Genomic DNA, 21909 nt, shown 5'->3' with positions numbered 1-21909 from the left:
ATGGCTTCGCTTCAGGGAAAAGAGAGCTTCTATTTCAAAAAAATAATCTAAATTTTATATACTAACTATTTAATATTCAAAACGAAATCAGTATCTTTGCGAACTTAAAATAATTTAGGTATCAAATTTATAAACAAAAACAGGTAAATGCCTACTATTCAACAATTAGTTAGAAAAGGTAGAGTAGCTCTGGTTGATAAGAGTAAGTCACCAGCGTTGGACTCATGTCCACAGCGAAGAGGTGTATGTACACGTGTATATACTACTACCCCTAAAAAACCAAACTCAGCAATGCGTAAAGTAGCTCGTGTACGTTTAACAAACGGTAAAGAGGTCAACGCTTACATCCCTGGAGAAGGTCACAACTTACAAGAGCACTCGATCGTATTGATCCGTGGTGGTCGTGTTAAGGATTTACCAGGTGTGCGTTACCACATCATCCGTGGTGCATTAGATACTTCAGGTGTAGCAGGTCGTAACCAACGTCGTTCTAAATACGGAACTAAGCGTCCTAAACCAGGACAAGCAGCTGCAGCTCCAACAAAAGGTAAAAAGAAATAATTAAACGGAGGAAAGAAAAATGAGAAAATCAAAACCGAAAAAGAGAATCATTTTACCTGATCCAAAGTTTAACGACGTTCAGGTAACACGTTTCGTAAACAATATGATGGTAGATGGTAAAAAATCTATCGCTTATTCTATTTTTTACGATGCAGTAGAATTAGTAGAACAAAAAACACAAGAAAGCGGTTTAGAAGCTTGGAAAAAAGCTTTGAACAACGTTATGCCTGCTGTTGAAGTTAAATCACGTCGTGTAGGTGGTGCTAACTTCCAAGTTCCTATGGAAGTTCGTCCAGACCGTAAAATCGCTTTGGGTATGAAATGGTTAATTTCATACGCTCGCAAACGTGGTGAAAAAACAATGTTTGAAAAATTAGCAGGAGAAATCATTTCAGCTTCTAAAGGTGAAGGTGCTGCTGTTAAGAAGAAAGAAGATACGCACAAAATGGCGGAAGCTAACAAAGCGTTCTCACACTTCAGATTCTAATTTTGAAGACATTCAAAAAAATATGATTACACCGACCTCCGATAAACGAACAATCTTTTATCAAGGTCGGTGTACTTATTTAACATTACATTTAAACACATAAGGCCGATAAGGCCAGCTGCTTAAAAATATTATGGCAAGAGATTTAAAATTCACTAGAAATATCGGTATCGCTGCTCACATCGATGCTGGTAAAACTACAACAACTGAGCGTATCCTTTACTACTCAGGTGTAAACCATAAAATTGGTGAAGTTCACGAAGGTGCTTCAACAATGGACTGGATGGAGCAAGAGGCTGAGCGTGGTATTACAATTACTTCTGCTGCTACTACAGTTTTCTGGCAATACCGTGGTAGTAAATACCAAGTAAACGTAATCGATACTCCTGGACACGTGGATTTCACGGTTGAGGTAAACCGTTCATTACGTGTATTAGACGGATTAGTATTCTTATTCTCTGCGGTTGATGGTGTTGAGCCTCAATCTGAGACGAACTGGAGATTGGCAGATAACTATAAAGTTCCACGTATCGGTTTCGTTAATAAAATGGACCGTTCAGGAGCTGACTTCTTGAAAGTTGTTGGTCAAGTAAAATCAATGTTAGGTTCTGACGCTGTCGCTTTACAATTACCTATCGGCGCTGAAGATACTTTCAAAGGTGTTGTTGATTTAATTAACAACCGTGGTATCGTATGGAATGAGCATGATAAAGGGATGACTTTTACAGAAGTTCCTATTCCTGACGATATGTTGGACGAGGTTGCTGAATACCGTGAGAAATTATTAGAAGCAGTAGCTGGTTATGATGAGACTTTGATGGAGAAATTCTTCGAAGATCCAAATTCATTGACTGAGCGCGAAATCTTAGATGCTTTACGTAAAGCAGTATTAGATAATGCGATCGTTCCTATGGTATGTGGTTCATCTTTCAAAAACAAAGGTGTTCAAACCATGTTGGATCTAGTAATGGAATTATTGCCTTCACCTCTTGATGTAGAGGCTGTAAAAGGTACTAACCCTGACACTGGCGAAGAAATCGAGCGTAAACCATCTGTTAACGAGCCTTTCGCAGCTTTAGGTTTCAAAATTGCGACTGACCCATTCGTAGGTCGTTTGTGTTTCATCCGTGCTTACTCTGGTAAGTTAGATGCTGGTTCTTATGTATTGAACACGCGTTCAGGTAACAAAGAGCGTATCTCTCGTATCTTCCAAATGCACGCGAACAAACAAAACCCTATCCCTTTCATCGAAGCTGGTGATATCGGTGCGGTGGTAGGTTTCAAAGACATCAAAACTGGTGATACACTTTGTGACGAAAAAGCCCCTATCGTATTAGAGTCTATGACTTTCCCTGAACCGGTAATCGGTTTAGCGATTGAGCCTAAAACTCAAGCTGACGTAGATAGATTAGGTATTGGTCTTGGTAAATTAGCTGAAGAAGATCCTACATTCGTTGTTAAAACTGATGAAGAAACTGGTCAAACAGTTATCTCTGGTATGGGTGAGCTTCACTTAGAGATCTTGATCGACCGTTTGAAACGTGAATTCAAAGTTGAGGTTAACCAAGGTGCTCCTCAAGTATCATACAAAGAGTCTATCAACGGTACTACTGAGCACCGTGAGGTATTCAAAAAACAATCAGGTGGTCGTGGTAAATTCGCGGATATCAAAGTTGTTATCTCTCCAGCGGACGAAGATTTCGATTTAACTAAATCACCTCTTCAATTCGTAAATGAAATCGTTGGTGGTAAAATCCCTAAAGAATTTATCCCTTCTGTTCAAAAAGGATTTGAAACTTCAATGAAAAATGGTGTATTAGCAGGATTCCCATTATCAGGAATGAAAGTTCGTTTGATTGATGGTTCATTCCACGCTGTCGATTCAGATTCATTGTCTTTCGAATTAGCTGCTCGTCAAGCATACCGTGAAGGATTGCCTAAATGTTCTCCAGTGTTAATGGAACCAATTATGAAAATAGAGGTTTTAACACCAGAAGAAAACATGGGTGATGTAATGGGTGACTTAAACCGTCGTCGTGGTCAAATGCAAGGTTTGGATTCACGTAACGGTGCACAAGTAATCAAAGCATTGGTTCCACTTTCTGAAATGTTCGGTTACGTAACTCAATTACGTACAATCACTTCAGGTCGTGCAACATCTACAATGGAATTTGATCACTTCGAAGAAGCTCCTCGTAACGTTGCTGAAGAAGTAATCGCAAAATCAAAAGGTAAAATCAAAGGTTCTGTTGAATAATAGAACCCAAAAATAAAGGAACAAAGGTTGAAGGATATTATCTTTTATCTTTGTTCCTTAAATCAAAAATACACACCGATTGCTAGTTGTGAATAGCTCTAATTAGCAATCATTTTAAATAAATAAAAATGAGCCAAAGAATCAGAATTAAATTGAAATCTTACGATTACAATTTGGTTGACAAGTCAGCTGAAAAAATCGTAAAAACAGTAAAACCTACAGGTGCAGTTGTTAGTGGTCCTATTCCATTGCCTACTGAGAAAAAAATCTACACGGTATTACGTTCACCACACGTTAACAAAAAAGCACGTGAGCAATTCCAATTGTGTGCTTACAAAAGATTGTTGGATATCTATTCATCAAACGCTAAAACTGTTGACGCATTGATGAAACTTGAATTACCTTCAGGTGTTGAAGTAGAAATCAAAGTGTGATAGATTTCAGTCACTGAAAACAAAAAGGGCCTTTCGTAAGAAAAGCCCTTTTTTCGTTTATTATACCTTTGCTTAGAACTGGTAACCAACACCTACTGAGAATACGCGGTTTTTTGAAGTTACTCCATCAATATCTTTCAGCATATTTGTTAAACCTAATCCATAACCACCATTGATCAGAAATCCATTTGTCAACTTAAATCCCGCAAGAAAATTCAGTCCAGCATCAAAAGCCTTCAAACCCGCGTCGCTAAAACTGCCGCTTTCACTTAAATTTCCCTGAGTAGATTTAGCATGAATACCTATTGCTGCATATGGACCTGCTCCGAAGAATACCTTCCCAGCCTCTCCCGTAGGAACATAATAAACAAAATTTACAGGAACTTCAATATACATCAAATTATCTTTTGTACTCACCTCTGTAAAATCACCTGCAGGTGCTTTTCCCCCTTTTCCCTGTAAGGAAATACCGGGTTGTACACTAAAGTTCATTGCTACGGGAACATCTGCATATCCTGTCACATAAAAAAAAGTTGCAGCATCTGACGTATAACTTGTATTCCCTCCGCTTACTTGAAATTTAGCGAAGTTAGCCCCAGCTTTTAAACCATAAGAAGTCTGTGCTTTGGCTCCAGCAATAAAACACAATGCTGCAGCGATTGATAGTAATTTTCTTTTCATAAAAAAACAAATTAAATATAGAACGAAAATAGCATATAATTTACTGAAATACAACTAAAAAAGCTGATATATTTCTATAACATTTTTTTAGAATTACAAAAATTGATGTATCTATAATTCAACATAAGGAAGTTGTTCAATTCGTATAACTGATCACTAAAACAGTAAAAGCCACATCTTATCTTGTGGCTTTTATAATTAATATTTTTTGATATCGATCTAATTGCAATAAATCGTCAACAAAATCCATTACCTGTCATCCATACAGTACCCTTCTTGTTATTAATCAACCCAAGATGATAAATGGAAAGGTAATTCAACAGCCTGTTTTACCATGCGGTCCTCATCGAATATATCCATGATGATCAACCCACTATAATAAGGCTTACCATACCGATTATCAGACATTTTTTGGATATTAACTAACTTTCCTCTTGTCTGAAAACGCTTCCAATTTCTGTCAATCGGCCCATAGGATTCTGAGAGCATATAAGGTCCAATATATTCCCAATATCGTACATTAAACATTTTATTTTCTTCATCAAATGCAATCTCTTGGCCCACCAATTTTGATATATCGCGATCTAGTCTCAAGCTCAGAAACTGACCAGCGTTGGAATAAACATTGTATGCAAACTCTTTATACTTATCTGGTCCCCCAGTAGTATTCACAGAATTATTGGACGTTCCGGGAATAGCGAAAAAGTTGAAAGCCGGGTTAACTGTCATCACATCAAATATCAATGCCTCACATGGGACGTATTGAATTGAGTTAAGTTCTACTTTACCAGCCAATATACGTTCACTATCGGGTTTATTATTTTTGAAAACTTTCCCATCAAAGGAAAAGGACAAACGGCCTCCCTTTTTATCATATTTAAAATCTGAGATCTTAAAAGATTTCTCCGTTTGGAGATGCGGCGCAAAATAATTACCATCATCCGGCGAGTTTTGTTTCAAATACTGCACCTTGGCCAGTGCACCATTCTGAAGTAAAGTCAACCTCAACTCAGCGTAATCACCGTTGTCTTCCTTTACTGCGGTAATTAGATTAATCTGTCCACAATTATCCAAATTGTAATCGTAAGTCACCTTTCCTCTAACAGCATGATTGTTGTCCGAAAACAAAATACTCGCTTTGGAATCAGCACCACTTTCTTCCGACTTTTTACAACCAGCGACAAGAAACAAGAAAAAAACAGAAAATACAAGTAGAGATCTATTCATCATATCATCATAATTTTCACAAAAAGAATTAATTATTCACACAAAATACATTAATTCTTGTAAAATAACAAAAAATCAATACATTGTAAACAAAAATTTAACATTCGAATAGATAATGGGCCTTTAATGAATTCATCATCACGATGGGACTCGCATATGATCCCTTTGGCAAAAATTTAAGGGGGAACTTAAATACAAAACACCTCACACCTGAACATAATCATAGCGCTCTCTCTTTCAAATAGAAATACTATCTTGGAAGATCATTCCTTCGCTTCATTTTCAATAAACTTCTTCTCGATAGGATTTAAAGAATCGAATAGATCTTTGTAGACCTCATCTTTACTGTTCTCCTCCCCTAATAAAAATCCCCAAGGCTTAAGCTCTTTGATACGGTCCATGACGATCTTAACAATTGCCAAAATAGGAATAGCTAAAAACATACCCGAAATACCCCAAACCATCTCACCGATAATAATAGATAGCATGGCAAATAGTGAATTGACCTTGACCTTTGATCCCACAATTTTGGGGACGATAAAGTTACTATCAATCATATGTACAATAATCAAAGCTAAGATCACCAGTACAACATGGGTAAATGATGATGTAGCGAAGGTAAGAATAGCGATAATAAGCATTGACGAGAAAATACCCACATAAGGTAGTACGTTGAACACCCCCGTAATTAAAGCCAGCAAGAGGCTATACTTGACACCGATCAGGGATAATGTAACAAAGACCAAAAGGGAAACCAAACTCATCTGGATTAACAGGCCAATTAGGTATTTTTTGACTACATATTGAATCTGATTAACCACATCCAACACAATCGGACGATCGTCGACACGGTTGGCAAACAGCAGGAATTTAACAATATGCCCTCTATAGATCAACAAAAAGAATGTATACAGGAATGTGAAGACAAACAGGATAAAAATAGAAGACAAGGACATGATAAATGTACCGAGAAACAGTGTTCCTGAATCAACAGATTTGGAAGCTGTTTTATTGATAAAGTCGATCTGATCTTTGTGCTGTATACCAAACTGCTGGCTAACCCAAGTCTGCAACTTATCCACGCCATCCATAATCTGATGTTTAAAAGCAGGAAAGTCCTCTTTGAGCAGCGTCAGCTGCGAGGCCAGCAAAAACAGGCCATAACCCAGAACACCAAAAAACAGAATCACGCTCAGTATTCCGGCCAATGTTCGGGGAAAACGCAACTTCTTCTCCATAAAATTGCTCAACGGAATCAATAGCAAAGCAAATAGGAGCCCTAAGATCATAGGGATAAGTATCGTATCACCGATCTTCGCCAAATAGCCTAAAAGAAGGATACTAATTAATACGCAGGCTAATTTAACATAGAATGGTAAAGAGAGAAATCTTTTCATGCAGTATACTTTTGAATAAAAATAACAAATTTGGCGCACATAATTTTAACCCAATAAAAAAGTCCCTACAAATGCAGGGACTTTCTCCTCATAATAAGTTTAAGTACTTATATTTCTTATAGTCCGAAACCGATACCGATCGACCAAACTCGGTTTTTGGTTGTAAAATTAGAATTCGGAGCAAGATTTGTCAATCCTAAACCATAACCAGCATTAATCTGAAAACCATTGGTTAATTGATAACCTGCCAGGAAGTTTACACCAAAATCAGTACGTTTTAATTCATCTCCATCTCCGCTACCAAATTTTACATCTTCCTCAGTCTTAAGACCAGAATCACCTAAATTACCTTCAAACTTGTTTTTTCCACTAAGAGCGAACCCTACATAAGGACCTGCACCAATAAAGAAATTACCTGAGCCGCCTGTAGGCAACTTAGCAACTAAATTCACGGGAATATCCAAAGACATAATACTCTGTTTTACAGCAATACTATTGTTATTGTTAGTTTCAGACCATTTACCTCCTTTATTTTGCAAAGACAATCCCGGTTGAATAGAGAAATATGGTGACACAGGTGCGTCTAAATAACCTGTTACAAAAAAACCTGTATTCGATTCAGAACTTCCATTTTCCATTGAATATTTAGGAATATTTACACCCGCACGTAGTCCGTATCCCAATCCACCTTGTGCAAAAGCTCCTAATGAACCAAATAAAATTGCCGCAGATAATAATAGTTTTTTCATGTTTCCTAATTTAATTTACTTTGTTCTTTTTATCATTTCCTCCCATATATTTCTTGTATGAGATTTCTGACAGTCTCATTTGCAATATCTATTCCAAAATCCATAAACTATTCATATCCACTTCAAAACAAAAGAAAAAACTCACGCCAGATTTTTTTTGAATGTCCTCTAAAAGATACAGTAGGTCGAATAAACTTCAACTTTTTCAACTTCCCCACTTACGATAGACAAGTTGATCATAAATCTAAAATGACACCTGTATTAAAAACTACCAGCTTGGTTTTCAGAATAATGCTCAAAAACAGAAAAGTTTTATCACAAAGATTTCTTAATTCCAATTATAAGTTTTATTTTTGCAGACCTTCAAAGGAAAAAAAATAGGGTCGGATGGCCGAGTGGCTAGGCTGAGGTCTGCAAAACCTCCTACAGCGGTTCGAATCCGCTTCCGACCTCGTTTTATTTAAACAATAAAAATATTATCAAAATGGGAGTTACACGTTTAAAAAGAAAAGATAGAAGAAATAAAACTGTTTCACGTGTTGAAGTTCAGTTCTTGAAATTAGGAACTAACGTTGAGTTAGGTTCTAGATCAAAAATGAAAGCTGACAACCAAATCGTTAAAAACGATGCTATCTTAAATCAATTAGCTAAGTAAGCAAAAAGAAATTAGCAGCCTTTAAAGTTATACTTTAAAGGCTTTTTAATAAGTCTACCATTTGGTGGACTTTTTCTTTTGAGCTCATCCACTGCGCCTCATCCATTCCCTTGACCTGATCCTGCGAAAACTGCATCTTTGAAGGTTGGCTTTCTTTTGCTGAACTGTGTATAGCAACAGCCCCAGTCTCCGCCAATATCGTCCGAATATTCGAAGCATCCACCCCAGCGCCTGGCATAATGACAATACGCCCATTTGCCTGCTCGATCAATTGTTGTAGTAAAGGCGCTCCCGATAAAGCTGAATCTCTCAAACCCGAAGTCAGTATACGATCGATACCCAAAGCAATAACATCTTCCAATGCAACAAAAGGATCTTCCACACGATCAAAAGCACGGTGAAATGTCACATGCATCGGACGCGCAGCATCAACCAAACGCTTCGTATTGATCTTATCCACGGTACCATCTGCATTCAATACACCTATGACAACGCCATCCATGCCCAGTTCCTTACACAGTTCGATATCGGCGATCATTTCCAAGACTTCTTCTTCTGTATATAGAAAGTCTCCTCCACGTGGCCGAATCAGTACGTGAATACCAATATGCACAAGTTCACGCACCAACTTCAATTGACCATATGAAGGTGTAGTTCCCCCATTCTCCAAGTTTTGACAAAATTCAATACGTGTTGCTCCTCCTTTTTCAGCTTCAATCGCCGAAGCGACTGAATTGGAACATATTTCTAATTGATAATTTCCGATTGCTTTCTCCTTCATTCAATTCAATTTTTAATCTGTTTTTATCCTTTGCGAATAACGCAAAAAAAAAGCAAATTACCTATTTTTCCACCATTGAGAAAGTAAAGCTATTCTTTCTTGAATAAGCTTTAAATGGCATCAAATTTTCACAAAAACAGTTGTCCTCTAACTTAGATTGTGAAGCATTCCACAGATCGCCAGCGCATTATTATTCATCATTAGGAAAACATTTCTCCAAACTATTTGTATATACCTTACATGCTTTTATTTAAAACATTAATAACCAGCACTATATAAACTTTAAGTAAAATATCATGGCTATTATATCAAGAAATATGGAGACACAGGAACGGATCATCAGTACTTTTGAGGAGCTCCAGCCCGCTATAGATGGTCTAAAAAGCCAGATTGTTGAATTCGAAATGTTGTTTAACCAAGCATGTAATCGGCATATCGCATCTGATTTCAAAAAAGAATGGTTATTGGATCGTATTTCCTCCCGTCATGCAATGATTATGATCCGACACGACAGCCTGCAACTTATCCAGGAAACTGTCTCAGCCTACCGCGATTATGATGGGCTCTTTCTGGATCACCAACAGTTACTTCACAGCATCGAACTATTGATGCTTAATCACGCCGAAGAGGAAGAATATGAAATTGCGGCCATTATAAAAAAATGGCATGAAAAATTTGCACATGCCGTCTATTTCACCCCTGACTTCAGCTATTAAGTCATTGTTTTGTTTTACATTTGCGGCACTGTAAAATATATTGAATCATGCGCAAACCACCCGCTATAGTTGATCTACATGCCGATGCTTTCCTTGAAGATTGGGAAGACTATTCAGCTGACGAACTTATGATAGAATCCATTGATTTCTTAAGATCCAACTTAGACGCAGCCATTTATTGGGAAATGAACGAAATCAAGTTTATCCACGGAAAGGGAAAAGGCACCTTAAAGAAAATGATCTTTAAGGAATTGCAGGAATATAAAGAAAGTGGTTCAATAGACCGGTATTATACTTCTTACCAGAATGAGGACATTGTCGTTGTCATCATTGGAGTTTAAAAAGAGACCACCTCAACGGCAGTCTCTTTAATAAATCTTATGATTACTTAATTGCGGGTGTAACCACGACCTTACGGAACTCAACAGGTCCGTGGTCTCCTTGGAAATACAAAGGTCCTGGTTCGGCTTCCCTACTATCCAACGCACCACCGGTAATCCCCGGAATCTCTTGGTTGCTGATCACTGTTTTGCCATTGGCTACAACCGTCACCAGACGTCCGACTAGTGTGATATCAAATGTCTGCCATTCGCCTGCCCCTTTATTCATCATCTCATTTGCTGCGAGGAAACCGTATACACCAGCAAAAAGCACGGCATTCGGATGCGCATCTTTCGGGCTATCCTCAATCTGTACCTCATAGCGTCCTCTCAGATAGACCCCGCTATTGCTTCCCGCAGGGATCTTAAACTCAACATGCAATTTAAAATCTTCAAATTTTTGTTCCGAAACAAGATTAGAACCCGATTGCGGACTCGTCAGGATCCCATTTTTCACAACCCATTGGTTTGTTTTACCCGTAGCTTTCCAACCCGAAAGATCCTTTCCATTAAAAAGCTGAATTGGTTTCCCCCATTTAACGACAGCCGTTCTTTTTAACTCAGGCGCACGTACACCTTTAAAGCGATGTGTTTTTCCATCAGGCTCTGTTATCGTGCCCTGCAATGTTCCATTTTGGATCTCTCCCTCTACACTCAAATTCATCTTTCCGCCCTCCCATTGTGGTGGTATCGCAAATTTAAATTTTCCATTTTCATAAAAAACCTGTGAAACAGGTCTTGCACTCCCCGAAGTACTCACATAGTGGCCTACTAACGTCTTGTAACCTGACAATTTCACTTCAAGCCAGGAAGGCGCAGGGGTGCCATTGACATCAACCTCGATATCCCATCGCCCGATCAGCTCTTTTCCTTCAACTTCTTGGTCTTGAACAATTGACTCCTTTATAGAATCTTTAGCGAAAGTTGCTTGCGGTAGCGCAGCGGATGCCAAAAGCCCTAAAAGAAATGCCGCTTTTCTTTTCATATTGTTTATGTTTATATTCTAATTGACAATAAATTTCCAGCAATTTAACTGTTTCGGCTCTGGTATCCAAGGGATATCGTGTTAAAAAACGCTAAGAGTTCGCGTCCATTTGACCATATCAATGACAAAATATGTACGATTTGAATTATTACGAGCAACAATCATCTTCCAATTGATACAGACCGGTCCAGGTTACCATTAAGTTTCAAACTTATCCCTCAGCCTTTAAAGTAATCTGTTGTTTTTTTGCATAGGCACTTGGGGACATTTGTGTAATTTTCTTAAAATTCCGGTTAAAACTTGTTTTCGAGTTGAAACCGCACTCAAAGGCCAACGATAGGATCGTGTACTGCCTACTCTCGGGTCGGACCAATAGCTCCTTGAAGGCTTCCACCCGATAGTTATTGACAAAGTCATAAAACGATTTTTCCTCTTTAGAATTGATAACCTGTGACAGGATAACAGGGTGTACATCCAGTATTTTGGCTAAATCTCCCAAAGTTAGTTGAGGATCCTGATAACATTTCTGTTCATTCATGATGGTATTCAGTTTCGTATGGATGTGTGAAGCCTCGGATTCTTCCAGTCTCGTTTTTTCGTATTTCACCTTTTCGACAAGTTCTGGAGTAACATCGCCCTGCAGTATTTTTCCGGCAGTTTCCAATTCATTCAAAGGGAGTACCTCATGCGTTGGTCGTGTATGAGAAAAAATACCGACTTGCTGAATGCCAAAATACCCGAAGAAGAAAATAAATAATGTGATCACCACAAAAAATACAGCTGGGTTAGGGTCAAATATAACGACAATCCAGATCGCTCCCATACCGGAAATCAGATAACGCATCCAGTTCAGGGTAATTTTCTCAGTATTGGAAAACTGACCTATAATATTTTGTCTATGCTTGCGCAAAAGAAGAAAGGATAAGATGATATAGGTCACTCCTGAAATCATAAAACCTGCGACAAGAACCATGATTAAAGTATCATATTCACGGGCGAAGTAATATTTTTCTTTATATTCCACAATCGCAACAGGCAATACAAAAGCCAATATCATTGTGACGGTCACAGCTGGAACAAAATGCAAAAGATAAAGCCATTTATGCCGCTGTTGACCACTTACAAACAAAATATACAAATACAAAAAAGGGCCGTGCAAAAAGGGAAATGGCATCTCCCATCCAAACAATGCGGGCATTTTTTGGATTTGCCGCGAACCATACAAACCAATTAAAATCAAGTCAAAAAAAGCAAAGAAAAGCCAAACGCTTAAAATTTTATCCGCAGTATTTTTTTTTGATTTACTGATCAGCAGAATAAAAAGAAAGGCCGTCATAAAAATTCCGCCGATATAAATAATATGCCAAATCGAGGTCATAGCAAGCTAGTTAGGATAAAATTAAGATGATGCAGCTGTTTTTGCTCTACAGCTACATTCGTAGATATTATTGTTTGACAAATATTAGCGATAAGCAATATACTTTCTTTTCTATTGTTTACCAAATTGAAATAGACCTTCAGGCGCATCGAACCAATAGCGGATTTAGCGTAAAGGGTATTCTTATTTTACGGGTCTGAAATACGCCTTTTCTAATTGGAACCTTCTGATTTTTACATTGTAAAAAATTCGACCTGACCAGATACCCATTAGAGAGAAAGTGTCAATATTCTGGTTCGGAAGATTCTCAAAAAAATTTAGTCGCTATGATCCACATCAAGACGACAAAAATAAATTAAAGCCAATCATCCCCAATTTTCATTGCGGATGATTTCGCTTTAAGTCAATGTTTATTAGAAAATACTTTATGCTATTTAAGGAATTGATATCTCGCTTGCCCGATAACACTCACACTATTGGAGCTTGAAGTCTTATCTTCAACTAGCTTATTATCAATAAAGATCTTTGTTGTCACATTTGTATTCTGATTATTCACAACGGAAATTGAACCTACCAGAGCAACAATTTCTGCGAACTCTACTTTTTTCTTCACCTCTTTGGAAAAGGGTAGTGCCGCATTTTCTAAACTTGTATCTTCACCGGTTTCATTCGTGTAGCTCACACGAGCTTTATTGTTTGTTGTGGAGCTCACTTCATACCTGATCGTTACATTTTTGGGAAAGCCTTTACGCGGATCATCTCCGCCCCCATTATCATCTTTACCACAACCGGTAAAAAGGGTAGATGTAAAAAGGATCATTAACAGACCTAGAAATGTAGTTTTCAAATTTGCTATTTTCATTCTATTTTGATTTATGTGATTTTATAGTAGCGCTTTGCTATAGACAAAACTGCGTAAACCTTTTACTTAGGTCGCCCCGTCTTATAAGACGGTACTTTTTATTCCATCATCTAATCCAGATAAATCGGATTCTTCTTAGCTATATCAGCTGACATCCTATCCAGACCTACTAAAAACAATGATTATCAACTGGTTTACCACAAAGAATTTCATCCAACAAAAAAGGACCACCTTATAAGATGGAACGTTTGGCACAAAAAGAAAATGTAATTTCAAACAAATTATTACACGACAATCAGCATTAATGCATATGAAAACTCCCTTAATTATTCTACTCGTATTACTTTCTTTGCCGGGTTATCTCATGGCGCAGAAAGATCCGAAAGTGGTTTTCCCGAAGTCTTCTTTTGACGTGGAACTGGCCAAGCGTATGATCGGAAGTAATGGAACTGCTACACTAAAAGGTATGATTGCCGGAAAGACCAAGTACCTGAGCAATGTCGTAGAACTTTATCCTTGCACCAACTATTTTTATGAATGGTATGAACTGAAGAAAAAAGATAAAAAGGGTAAAAAGCAGATCTATATGTCAGATGAGGCCTATAGCTATCGAATACTAACGCGGATTGACACGGATGGTTCATTTGGGTTCACAGGCCTAAATCCGGGAAAATATTATATCAATACGTTGGTCTATGAAACAAAATCTGGAATAGCGGAGCGACAGGTCGGAACTGAAACCATTAGAAGTTTTAATGTTTATGGACATCAATTATCTTCTTATGACAGGCCTATCATGGAAAAATACCAGTACTTATATAATACGGTAGAACGACTGGAGTCCTTTATCGAAATCTCGGCGGAAGGTCAGATTCTTAATGTATCACTTTAAAATCATTGCCATGTCTCTCAAATTATTTGTCAGTTGCCTTTTATTGATTAACGTATTTTCAGCGGCAATTGCCCAAGAGGTCAGGATCCCCGATGCCAATTTCAAAAAAAGTCTTATCGCTCAAGGAATTGACACCAATGGCGACGGAAAAATCCAGCTTTCGGAAGCAAAAAATGTAAAAGTACTATATGTAAATAAAGCCGGTATCACTTCGTTGGAGGGGATCAAAAGTTTCAGCAATGTGGAAGACCTTGGCTTCTATGAAAACGATATCAAAGATGTAGATCTTTCGGGGATGACAAACCTAAAATTTATTTATGGATTTGACACTCATATGGAATCCATGAATATTAAAGGTTGTATCAATGTACTTAACATTAGCTGCCATAAAAATAATTTACGAGAACTTGATGTTTCAGACCAGAAAAAGCTAATTGAACTCAGTCTTGGATTCAACCAACTGACACGTCTCGATATCAGTGGTCTTAAAGACTTAAAAAAAGTACATGCTTATCTAAATCAAATTCAGGAATTCAAATTTGACAGTAGTCCGCAATTAGAGGAAATATGGATCAATGAAAACAGGATCAGTCACCACCTGGATTTAACAAAATTCCCAAATCTCAAGTTTTTTATAGCGTTTAAAAACCCTATTCAGTCAGTAAATATCGTTGGTCTGGAATTTCTAGAAGATTTCAGCTGTCATGGCTCTCATATCAACACCCTTAATTTAAGCGGCACAAAGCGGTTAAAAGAGATAAGTTGGTATTAAGAGATGGATCTTCTTTATCTATTTTTATTTCTAAGATTAAATAGATTCACCATTTTCAGATTAAAACATAAAGCCAGCTATTTCATAATAGCTGGCTTTAAACAACGCGCTTGCATTTATGCACTTGAATCTAAAAGTAAAAAATTAGGAATTTAACTTTAATCCAAGCATCGATATATTAATCCCAAATTAGACATAAAACCCTAGCCAAAATAATTAAAATCATTAAAACAGCGATTAAAATCCTCACTTGTCCTTAAAAAAAAACCAAAAATCTAGTCATTTTTCAATAACTGATTCTCAAGTTACCATTTCAGGACGAATATATATACCATCAGTACCGCTAAACCTAATGGATAATAACACGATTAGATGCTCGCCATGGAATCAATGAACTGATAAGTATTACTGTGGCAATTCCACCAACTAATGGAGAACGGTCGGCAAAGAAAAAGCACAGTACATAAAGCAACAACGCAATAAAGGTGAGCGAAAATGCAATCATCTTCAATCCAAATTTATTCTGATTTTTCAGTGCCATCTGTTCTTCTATATCAATCTGCTGTACAGCTTCCTTGCGTGCCGCTTTAGTTTGTTTGAGCGCGAGGTACTCTGCACTTATCTTCCCACGTGATTTCGCATACAGTTCGACACAAACCAACAAAACGAAGGGCAGTACAACTCCAAGCAGCATCTCGTTTGCTCGGCTAAGTTTAGAGTTTATCAACAAAGGAAAAATAATCTTAAACAGCAGATTGACGCTTAAGCTAACAGCGGTTATATACACAGTAGCCTTTCCTGTCAATCGCTTTGAAAACAACGCCCATATCGGTGGTGCCAATAATGGTCCACCAGTAATGGCACCTATACTTAGGGTGAACTCGACTATTCCGCCAATCAATGGCACGATCAGCGCAACAATAATCATAAAAAACCCAAAAAACCAAGATGATGCGCGAGCAATAAACATCAGCTTTTTTTCTGAGGCTTGTGGATTTAAAGTTCCTTTATAGATATCGTTTGTAAAAACAGCCGATACAACATTTAAGGCCGTATTTGCGGATGCCGAAGTCGAGAAATACATTCCCGTCAGCATCAATCCAAGTAATCCTGCTGGGAGCACCTGCTTACAAACCATGATGTAAGCCGTTTCTGTCGCCAAGCCGGTCAAATCCGGATTGATGGCTTTGTAAACCATTGGCGGAATCATCCACAAAATCGGGCTAGCAATATACAATGCAGCAAATAAATAAGCGACCTTGGAAGCTGATCGTGGCGTATCAACACTGGTATACCGCTGTACAAATGTCCAGTTGCCCCCAATATAAAAAATATGATACAACGCAAAAGCTAAAATAAAACCCCAGGTATATTCACCGTTTACAACATTGAAGAAATCATCTGGCACTTTGTCCAAGAAGGACTCTACACCACCCACTTCCCGAAAAACCAATGGAATGACAATCACAATAGCTGCTGTCAGGACGACAAACTGTAGAATATCCGTCACCATTACGGCCCACAAACCGCCGATGGCGGTATAGGCGATCATTAAGATGCCCAGCACAATGGTAACTGGGATCAGGGGATAGTCCAGCGATTCGGAAACAAGTTTGGCCACAGAATATAATACGGAGCCCTTGAGAAATACCGAAACGATCATGAAGACATAGATGTAACACTTCTGTACAGCGCTTCCTAGGCGCTCCTTAATAAACTCAGCCGCAGTAAGATTTCCTGTGGCCTTCCATTTGGGTGCAAGATAGAGACCTGTAATCAGCCCACCTATACACATGGTCCACTGAATGGTAATCGCTACCCAACCATGACTATACGCTATTGAACCCCAAGCGACAAAGGTACCTGCTGAAAAAAAACTCATAAATAGGGACATTCCGCCTATAAACCAAGGCACGGATTCACCTCCAGCAAAAAAGGACTTCAAATTTCTTCCAGTTCGTGAAAAGCTTATCCCAACCAGCATGATGAATACTGAAAAAACGATTATGACTACTGTATCTATCATCTTGTATCGACTATTAAATTACTGAATATTATCATTTCATAAACTATGCATAACACCGGATAGCGAAAACGGCTGCTGGTACATCTGGAGAAGGGTGCTCAAGAGATATAGTCAGCTCATCTGTAACACAAGGTTCCGGAAGTTCTATCACATTTCTAGTCTGAAAATTTGCCCGCTGCGTGTAAATAATCTTTCCATTTCCATCTTCAATGCTATAATTCCGAATACAAAATGGCATCACGGTCTCAGGATGAGTCATTAATACCGATTCCATCGCGTGATCCCAATCGGTATCAAAACTAATTTCGATCCTTCTTATGCACTGCTTCTGCTTCCATTTAATCGAAATTATTGGCTGCTGATCGTCCGTTGCTGCGACCCAGGCATTCGGACGGATTGCCGGCCGATCAATACCATTCCGCACATTTTCGATCCCAAAGACGGACAGTCCTGATGATAGTTGAATGGCGAGATTATGTCCTTCGGGCCGACGTTGTGGGGTCCAAAATTCAAATGAATCTACTCCAGATCCCGACAGGGCTACTTGTTTACCATTATTTGAAACGGCTTTATTCACTCCATTAAAAACAGAAAGCAATCCAGATATTCGCTGCGGAGTATAGGCCAATCGCACATGTTTGTTTTGGAGAAACGTAAGGAAAACATATTGATCCTCATATATCTTCAATCCAAAATCTAATGTTACTGTCTGAATACCACGTTTTAAACTAATTTTAATTTTCCCTAGCTCCTGATCTGGCGTAAAACCACCTTTCCTTTCACTACTTCTCAACTCGACTTCCAATATTGTTGGCTGCATCGCTTCAATCTCCAAAAGAAAGATAGGCAACGCGCCTGCAACTACAGGAAGAAGTTGTGCTGCGGAAATGTCCAGATTTTTCCACAAAATATTTTCTTTGAAGAATCCTTTAAAGTCCAAATTGCTCGAAGAAGTGAGTTCTGCCTGCTGTACAAGATCGCTGTTATCGGACAAATGAAAACCAGGGATATACTGACCGACTCGTTGCAGCTCTTTTTGCAATTCCGTCATATAATAGGATTGTCCAACTTCTCGTGGTGCAAGTTGGTGCTGAATACATAGTTTTGCCGCTACCGCCACAGCCTGCGCAACATAAGCACATGTCGCCATTACCCGAGTCGCACCAAATGCGACATGGGATACACTGATCAGACGCCCCGCCAAAAAGAGGTTTTGAATATTACGACTATATAAACAACGATAAGGGATATGGAAAATACCTTTACTATGCCATTGGTTGCAGGGCTGACGGTCGCTAAAGACACCATCCGCAGGATGCAGATCGATGGACCAGCCTCCATAGGCTACGGCATCTGGATGTTGACGCTGCTCGACCACATCCTTTTGTGTCAGGATATAATCGCCTTCAAACCGACGACTTTCTCGTTTTCCGGGAACCATTCCAACCCACTCCAATGTCAGCGTGTCGGCTTCAGGAAATTGTCCTGAATTTTTGATATAATCCCACACACCATAGATGATTTTCCAAAGTTCCCATTTGATCTCTTCGGTATCATGTACAGTATCTAGACGCCCCCCATATTCCACCCACCACAACTTGCAGCCATGTTCTTTGGCATTGAAATTTTTGAACCGTGGTATTTCTTTGGTAACATCCATGGCAAAAGCTGGGGCAGTATAAGACACAGATTTTCCGACATCTTTGGTATAGAAATAAAGAGTATGGCCCAAAAGCTCACCATAGGAAGTATCTGGTGCCATAGCCTCATCAAATTCTTCTCGTGTTTCAGCCCCCATGCGAAAAGCAGCTCCGGAGAGAAAACCAATTATACCATCTCCAGAAGCGTCGCAAAATAAAGATGATTCAAGGGTATATTGCGTGGAGTTCTGGCTGCAAAAAGCAGTTAATGACTTGATCCGTTCGTCAGCTTCTTTATGGACTTCATAGACACTGGTATTAAGCAACAATCGGATGTTGGGTTCTTGTTTTACCTTGTCAAGTAAAATCATATCCAATATCACGGCATTACCCTCCGGATTGCGATACACATTTTCAACCAATATTTCGTCAATAACTCCACCTTCTCGACTCCAACGATTGTTGTTACCCATATGGGAAGTGGCCCCCAGTATCCACAATCTAACCTCACTGGAGGCATTCCCTCCAAGTACAGACCGATCCTGTACCAACACGACACGCAAACCTTGCCTAGCTGCTGTAATCGCAGCGCACACGCCAGACATACCACCACCCACAACCGCTAAATCGGCGGTAACAACTTCATTCTTTAATGTTCTGGAGATTCCCCCCTTGCTATAAATCATATATACTTTCTTTTTTATCTCGTTATCACCTTATTCAATACCCCTTATACTGGGGCAAATTCGTCTATTTTATAAATTTGGAAATCACATCTTTCCAGATAGTGTATCCTTCAGCTGTCAGATGGAGACCATCTTCCCGATAGTATGTTGATACTAAATCACCATTGACATCCAGCATTTTAGAATATACATCCGCGTAGGCAGTTCCAGACTGTTGTTCTAAAAACTGTTTAATGCGCACATTAACCTCTTCGATCTGTATTTTATCTTTCAATCGGCGCGGTGAAGGTTTGATGGAGATATAAATTATTTCAGCATGCGGTTTGGTTTTTCGTATTTCACTAAACAGGGCAGCAAACTGCGCTACAATACGATCTGTAGGCCAATGCAGCCCAATGTCGTTGTCGCCTTCATAAATAAAAATTTGCTTTGCATTGTATGGTGTAATCAATCGGTCTCTATAGGTATACAGATCGATTGTCTTGGTTCCAGAGACCCCTCTATTCAGCACAGCCCGACCGACGAAATCGTCCTTTAGTGTTTTCCAATTTTCAATGGTCGAACTACCTACAAATAAGATGACATTGTCGGGTGGTGGATTTTGCTTATCCAGACGTTCATAGCGCTGTATCTTCTCCTCCCATTTCTGCTGCTGTGTCAATACAGTTTGGGCATTGGTAAACGATATGCCCAAACAGAGGGACAGACAGCTAAATAGCTTTATTAATTGAGTTGCTTTCATCTAATTATTTTTTTATTCATTAATCGATTTCCCCCTTTAAGACATTATTCATAAGTATTTATTTCCAATGCTATTCATGAGCTCGTTTACTCATTATATTGGTATTCTAAGGTATTCGTAGGCTCAATCGTTCGGTTCGCCCGGTTCACACTACCCTTGGCGATATATCTGTGGTCTCATGTCTCCTATTTCTTGTTTTCTAGTCGTCTTTAAAATTGGTTTCCCACGTAGGAGTATCCGTCCTAAATAAATTACAGAGGAGTCATATTTTGCAGGATGTTGAACAATATCCTCTTGTTGAGATGGCCCCAAAATCAGCCGCTTATCTGCTTTCAATGATGATATACGAAAACTGATTTCATGCTTCCCTTGTGGCAATTTGATCAAATCATATTGACCTCTATATCGATTATTACAGTAGGCATTAAAACGATTCAATGGGGTATTACCGTTATCCCCTGTTATTATTTCATAGGGCTGAAAACTATCTGATTGCAATTTATGTAGGTTTACTCGATGGCCATCTACCCAGACTTCAAGCTGTCCCACCTCAGGTCCACCGATATCAAATAGGCCAAATATATCGCCTTCAAAAGCGAATGAACACTGCGCTCCCTCTTCCCCAGCTACCATCACCGTATCAAACCATCCATTGAACGCCTTTAGCTTGGATTCTTTTGTTGAAATCGCCCCCCATTTAACATCAAAATCAGCAATATCATCGGGTCTGTACATCCCCGCGATATCCCATTCGGAAGAAACTAGCGGTTTGGGCAATGGATGAGACGCCGGCCTTGACAATCCTTTCATTTTGTCAATTCCACGAGCAATGGCCGCTGCATATAGATTGCCTCCGGCTTTAAGCGGATGGATACCATCAGTTGAAAATAAAATGCGTTCTCCAGCAGCTTGCGCATCTCCCTTCCATAACAACTTATCCTGAAATTCCAGATGGGAAATCTCCATTCCCAGATGTACTGTAGGAATACGGTAATGATCGGCTAATGCTTCCAGGGCTTCAATATGTAACGGTATTTTTCCGTTGCGATATAGTTTGGTTTGCCCTCCCAAAATGGCATAAATTAAACAGATATCGGTATGATGGTCATGCTGGATAATCTGTCTGATCATTCCCTCCATGCCCGCGGCATAAGCGCCATTGACTGCAAAGTCTATGATAACCAGATCGGGATGCTGTGTCAATACCTGCTCCTGAATTCTAAAGGCTCCCAGATCTGTACCTGTACCAGATACGCCGGCATTGACCCACTTAAATTTGGTGGATGGATAACGTGCCTGCAAATAGGTGGAAATCTGCATTCTGTAACAATAATTTGCCTGTGTCAGACTTCCACCAATAAATGCGACGGTTACATCTTGACCATCGGTAATTTTAGCAAGAAAATTAGGGATACCACCGCGCACTATACACTCGTCATCTCGCTCAAAATCGCTTGGATGAATAAGTTCCTCTTTATGGAGATCCACAGAAAATAATAGCTGCGAGGCGGCACCTTGCGAAGCTGCAATCTTATCGAGCTCCCGGGTATTCTGCGCACTCAAATCAGTCATTGTAAAAAAAAGCAATAGGATCGTTATGA

21 protein-coding genes and 1 tRNA gene are annotated in these 21909 nt (G+C 39.0%); 10 read left to right on the top strand and 12 right to left on the bottom strand.

Going from position 1 to position 21909, the window contains the following annotated elements; all coding sequences use genetic code 11:
• The first annotated feature begins 147 nt into the window (after window positions 1-147).
• The 4 genes from rpsL to rpsJ all read left to right on the top strand — a co-directional run bounded on the left by rpsL (window position 148) and on the right by rpsJ (window position 3739).
• The gene (rpsL, locus tag ABFX33_RS24030) at window positions 148-561 is read left to right on the top strand and encodes a 30S ribosomal protein S12 (RefSeq protein ID WP_100340149.1); all 414 of its coding nucleotides are present in this window, start codon (window positions 148-150) and stop codon (window positions 559-561) included.
• 19 nt (window positions 562-580) lie between these two features.
• Entirely contained in the window at window positions 581-1048 is a 468-nt protein-coding gene (rpsG, locus tag ABFX33_RS24025; protein WP_046671863.1) for a 30S ribosomal protein S7, read from the top strand.
• Window positions 1049-1181: 133 nt separating this feature from the next.
• Window positions 1182-3305 carry an elongation factor G gene (gene fusA / locus ABFX33_RS24020; protein ID WP_346088727.1) on the top strand — a complete coding sequence of 708 codons (2124 nt, stop codon included), beginning with the start codon at window positions 1182-1184 and terminating at the stop codon, window positions 3303-3305.
• A 128-nt stretch (window positions 3306-3433) separates the two neighbouring features.
• Window positions 3434-3739, top strand: coding sequence for a 30S ribosomal protein S10 (rpsJ, locus tag ABFX33_RS24015; protein WP_028070501.1), 306 nt, complete (start codon window positions 3434-3436; stop codon window positions 3737-3739).
• A gap of 72 nt (window positions 3740-3811) precedes the next feature.
• Here rpsJ and ABFX33_RS24010 read toward each other — a convergent pair whose 3' ends face one another.
• From ABFX33_RS24010 to ABFX33_RS23995, 4 genes are all read right to left on the bottom strand, one after another.
• Entirely contained in the window at window positions 3812-4420 is a 609-nt protein-coding gene (locus ABFX33_RS24010; protein ID WP_346088725.1) for a porin family protein, read from the bottom strand.
• A gap of 282 nt (window positions 4421-4702) precedes the next feature.
• Complete coding sequence (locus ABFX33_RS24005; protein WP_346088723.1) at window positions 4703-5650, bottom strand: hypothetical protein; 948 nt, start codon at window positions 5648-5650, stop codon at window positions 4703-4705.
• Between the two features lie 260 nt (window positions 5651-5910).
• Window positions 5911-7044: an AI-2E family transporter gene (locus ABFX33_RS24000; protein WP_120262147.1), complete on the bottom strand. Its 1134-nt coding sequence runs from the start codon at window positions 7042-7044 to the stop codon at window positions 5911-5913.
• Window positions 7045-7160: 116 nt separating this feature from the next.
• Window positions 7161-7793, bottom strand: coding sequence for a porin family protein (locus ABFX33_RS23995; RefSeq protein ID WP_120262148.1), 633 nt, complete (start codon window positions 7791-7793; stop codon window positions 7161-7163).
• A gap of 381 nt (window positions 7794-8174) precedes the next feature.
• On the opposite strand from ABFX33_RS23995, the gene ABFX33_RS23990 reads away from it, so the two are divergent.
• A tRNA-Cys gene (locus tag ABFX33_RS23990) sits at window positions 8175-8245 on the top strand.
• 32 nt (window positions 8246-8277) lie between these two features.
• Window positions 8278-8448 carry a spore protein gene (locus tag ABFX33_RS23985; RefSeq protein ID WP_120262149.1) on the top strand — a complete coding sequence of 57 codons (171 nt, stop codon included), beginning with the start codon at window positions 8278-8280 and terminating at the stop codon, window positions 8446-8448.
• Between the two features lie 34 nt (window positions 8449-8482).
• On the opposite strand, the gene ABFX33_RS23980 is transcribed toward ABFX33_RS23985, so the two are convergent.
• The gene (locus ABFX33_RS23980; protein WP_346088721.1) at window positions 8483-9229 is read right to left on the bottom strand and encodes a copper homeostasis protein CutC; all 747 of its coding nucleotides are present in this window, start codon (window positions 9227-9229) and stop codon (window positions 8483-8485) included.
• A 296-nt stretch (window positions 9230-9525) separates the two neighbouring features.
• On the opposite strand from ABFX33_RS23980, the gene ABFX33_RS23975 reads away from it, so the two are divergent.
• Window positions 9526-9945, top strand: a complete 420-nt coding sequence (locus ABFX33_RS23975) for a hypothetical protein (protein WP_346088719.1) — start codon at window positions 9526-9528, stop codon at window positions 9943-9945.
• A gap of 47 nt (window positions 9946-9992) precedes the next feature.
• Entirely contained in the window at window positions 9993-10286 is a 294-nt protein-coding gene (locus ABFX33_RS23970; RefSeq protein ID WP_257087535.1) for a Smr/MutS family protein, read from the top strand.
• Between the two features lie 43 nt (window positions 10287-10329).
• Here ABFX33_RS23970 and ABFX33_RS23965 read toward each other — a convergent pair whose 3' ends face one another.
• The 3 genes from ABFX33_RS23965 to ABFX33_RS23955 all read right to left on the bottom strand — a co-directional run bounded on the left by ABFX33_RS23965 (window position 10330) and on the right by ABFX33_RS23955 (window position 13550).
• On the bottom strand, window positions 10330-11310 hold the full coding sequence (locus ABFX33_RS23965) for a 3-keto-disaccharide hydrolase (RefSeq protein ID WP_346088718.1): 981 nt from the start codon (window positions 11308-11310) through the stop codon (window positions 10330-10332).
• Between the two features lie 211 nt (window positions 11311-11521).
• Window positions 11522-12688, bottom strand: a complete 1167-nt coding sequence (locus tag ABFX33_RS23960; RefSeq protein ID WP_346088716.1) for a helix-turn-helix domain-containing protein — start codon at window positions 12686-12688, stop codon at window positions 11522-11524.
• A gap of 430 nt (window positions 12689-13118) precedes the next feature.
• Entirely contained in the window at window positions 13119-13550 is a 432-nt protein-coding gene (locus ABFX33_RS23955) for an MmpS family transport accessory protein (protein ID WP_346088714.1), read from the bottom strand.
• 310 nt (window positions 13551-13860) lie between these two features.
• On the opposite strand from ABFX33_RS23955, the gene ABFX33_RS23950 reads away from it, so the two are divergent.
• Window positions 13861-14442: a hypothetical protein gene (locus ABFX33_RS23950; protein WP_257087530.1), complete on the top strand. Its 582-nt coding sequence runs from the start codon at window positions 13861-13863 to the stop codon at window positions 14440-14442.
• 10 nt (window positions 14443-14452) lie between these two features.
• Window positions 14453-15214 (top strand): leucine-rich repeat domain-containing protein, encoded by a 762-nt coding sequence (locus ABFX33_RS23945; protein ID WP_346088712.1) that lies wholly within the window; start codon window positions 14453-14455, stop codon window positions 15212-15214.
• Window positions 15215-15563: 349 nt separating this feature from the next.
• Here the strand turns inward: ABFX33_RS23945 and ABFX33_RS23940 are convergent, their stop codons facing one another.
• The 4 genes from ABFX33_RS23940 to ABFX33_RS23925 form a co-directional block, all read right to left on the bottom strand.
• The gene (locus ABFX33_RS23940; RefSeq protein WP_346088710.1) at window positions 15564-17240 is read right to left on the bottom strand and encodes a sodium:solute symporter family protein; all 1677 of its coding nucleotides are present in this window, start codon (window positions 17238-17240) and stop codon (window positions 15564-15566) included.
• A gap of 43 nt (window positions 17241-17283) precedes the next feature.
• Complete coding sequence (locus ABFX33_RS23935) at window positions 17284-19566, bottom strand: FAD-dependent oxidoreductase (protein WP_346088709.1); 2283 nt, start codon at window positions 19564-19566, stop codon at window positions 17284-17286.
• Between the two features lie 64 nt (window positions 19567-19630).
• Window positions 19631-20308: a GDSL-type esterase/lipase family protein gene (locus ABFX33_RS23930; protein ID WP_257087521.1), complete on the bottom strand. Its 678-nt coding sequence runs from the start codon at window positions 20306-20308 to the stop codon at window positions 19631-19633.
• 150 nt (window positions 20309-20458) lie between these two features.
• Window positions 20459-21880, bottom strand: coding sequence for an SGNH/GDSL hydrolase family protein (locus tag ABFX33_RS23925; protein WP_346088707.1), 1422 nt, complete (start codon window positions 21878-21880; stop codon window positions 20459-20461).
• Window positions 21881-21909 lie beyond the last annotated feature (29 nt).

This window comes from Sphingobacterium ginsenosidimutans, from assembly GCF_039536865.1.
Taxonomy (GTDB): domain Bacteria; phylum Bacteroidota; class Bacteroidia; order Sphingobacteriales; family Sphingobacteriaceae; genus Sphingobacterium; species Sphingobacterium detergens.
The sequence above is the reverse complement of the archived record's forward strand: the minus strand, read 5'-3'. Positions and strand labels throughout refer to the sequence as shown.

What these genes read in the sequence shown, in the direction of transcription:
- rpsL (WP_100340149.1), top strand. Translation starts at nt 148, where the DNA reads ATGCCTACTATTCAACAATTAGTTAGAAAAGGTAGAGTAGCTCTGGTT.
- rpsG (WP_046671863.1), top strand. Translation starts at nt 581, where the DNA reads ATGAGAAAATCAAAACCGAAAAAGAGAATCATTTTACCTGATCCAAAG.
- fusA (WP_346088727.1), top strand. Translation starts at nt 1,182, where the DNA reads ATGGCAAGAGATTTAAAATTCACTAGAAATATCGGTATCGCTGCTCAC.
- rpsJ (WP_028070501.1), top strand. Translation starts at nt 3,434, where the DNA reads ATGAGCCAAAGAATCAGAATTAAATTGAAATCTTACGATTACAATTTG.
- ABFX33_RS24010 (WP_346088725.1), bottom strand. Translation starts at nt 4,420, where the DNA reads ATGAAAAGAAAATTACTATCAATCGCTGCAGCATTGTGTTTTATTGCT.
- ABFX33_RS24005 (WP_346088723.1), bottom strand. Translation starts at nt 5,650, where the DNA reads ATGATGAATAGATCTCTACTTGTATTTTCTGTTTTTTTCTTGTTTCTT.
- ABFX33_RS24000 (WP_120262147.1), bottom strand. Translation starts at nt 7,044, where the DNA reads ATGAAAAGATTTCTCTCTTTACCATTCTATGTTAAATTAGCCTGCGTA.
- ABFX33_RS23995 (WP_120262148.1), bottom strand. Translation starts at nt 7,793, where the DNA reads ATGAAAAAACTATTATTATCTGCGGCAATTTTATTTGGTTCATTAGGA.
- ABFX33_RS23985 (WP_120262149.1), top strand. Translation starts at nt 8,278, where the DNA reads ATGGGAGTTACACGTTTAAAAAGAAAAGATAGAAGAAATAAAACTGTT.
- ABFX33_RS23980 (WP_346088721.1), bottom strand. Translation starts at nt 9,229, where the DNA reads ATGAAGGAGAAAGCAATCGGAAATTATCAATTAGAAATATGTTCCAAT.
- ABFX33_RS23975 (WP_346088719.1), top strand. Translation starts at nt 9,526, where the DNA reads ATGGCTATTATATCAAGAAATATGGAGACACAGGAACGGATCATCAGT.
- ABFX33_RS23970 (WP_257087535.1), top strand. Translation starts at nt 9,993, where the DNA reads ATGCGCAAACCACCCGCTATAGTTGATCTACATGCCGATGCTTTCCTT.
- ABFX33_RS23965 (WP_346088718.1), bottom strand. Translation starts at nt 11,310, where the DNA reads ATGAAAAGAAAAGCGGCATTTCTTTTAGGGCTTTTGGCATCCGCTGCG.
- ABFX33_RS23960 (WP_346088716.1), bottom strand. Translation starts at nt 12,688, where the DNA reads ATGACCTCGATTTGGCATATTATTTATATCGGCGGAATTTTTATGACG.
- ABFX33_RS23955 (WP_346088714.1), bottom strand. Translation starts at nt 13,550, where the DNA reads ATGAAAATAGCAAATTTGAAAACTACATTTCTAGGTCTGTTAATGATC.
- ABFX33_RS23950 (WP_257087530.1), top strand. Translation starts at nt 13,861, where the DNA reads ATGAAAACTCCCTTAATTATTCTACTCGTATTACTTTCTTTGCCGGGT.
- ABFX33_RS23945 (WP_346088712.1), top strand. Translation starts at nt 14,453, where the DNA reads ATGTCTCTCAAATTATTTGTCAGTTGCCTTTTATTGATTAACGTATTT.
- ABFX33_RS23940 (WP_346088710.1), bottom strand. Translation starts at nt 17,240, where the DNA reads ATGATAGATACAGTAGTCATAATCGTTTTTTCAGTATTCATCATGCTG.
- ABFX33_RS23935 (WP_346088709.1), bottom strand. Translation starts at nt 19,566, where the DNA reads ATGATTTATAGCAAGGGGGGAATCTCCAGAACATTAAAGAATGAAGTT.
- ABFX33_RS23930 (WP_257087521.1), bottom strand. Translation starts at nt 20,308, where the DNA reads ATGAAAGCAACTCAATTAATAAAGCTATTTAGCTGTCTGTCCCTCTGT.
- ABFX33_RS23925 (WP_346088707.1), bottom strand. Translation starts at nt 21,880, where the DNA reads ATGACTGATTTGAGTGCGCAGAATACCCGGGAGCTCGATAAGATTGCA.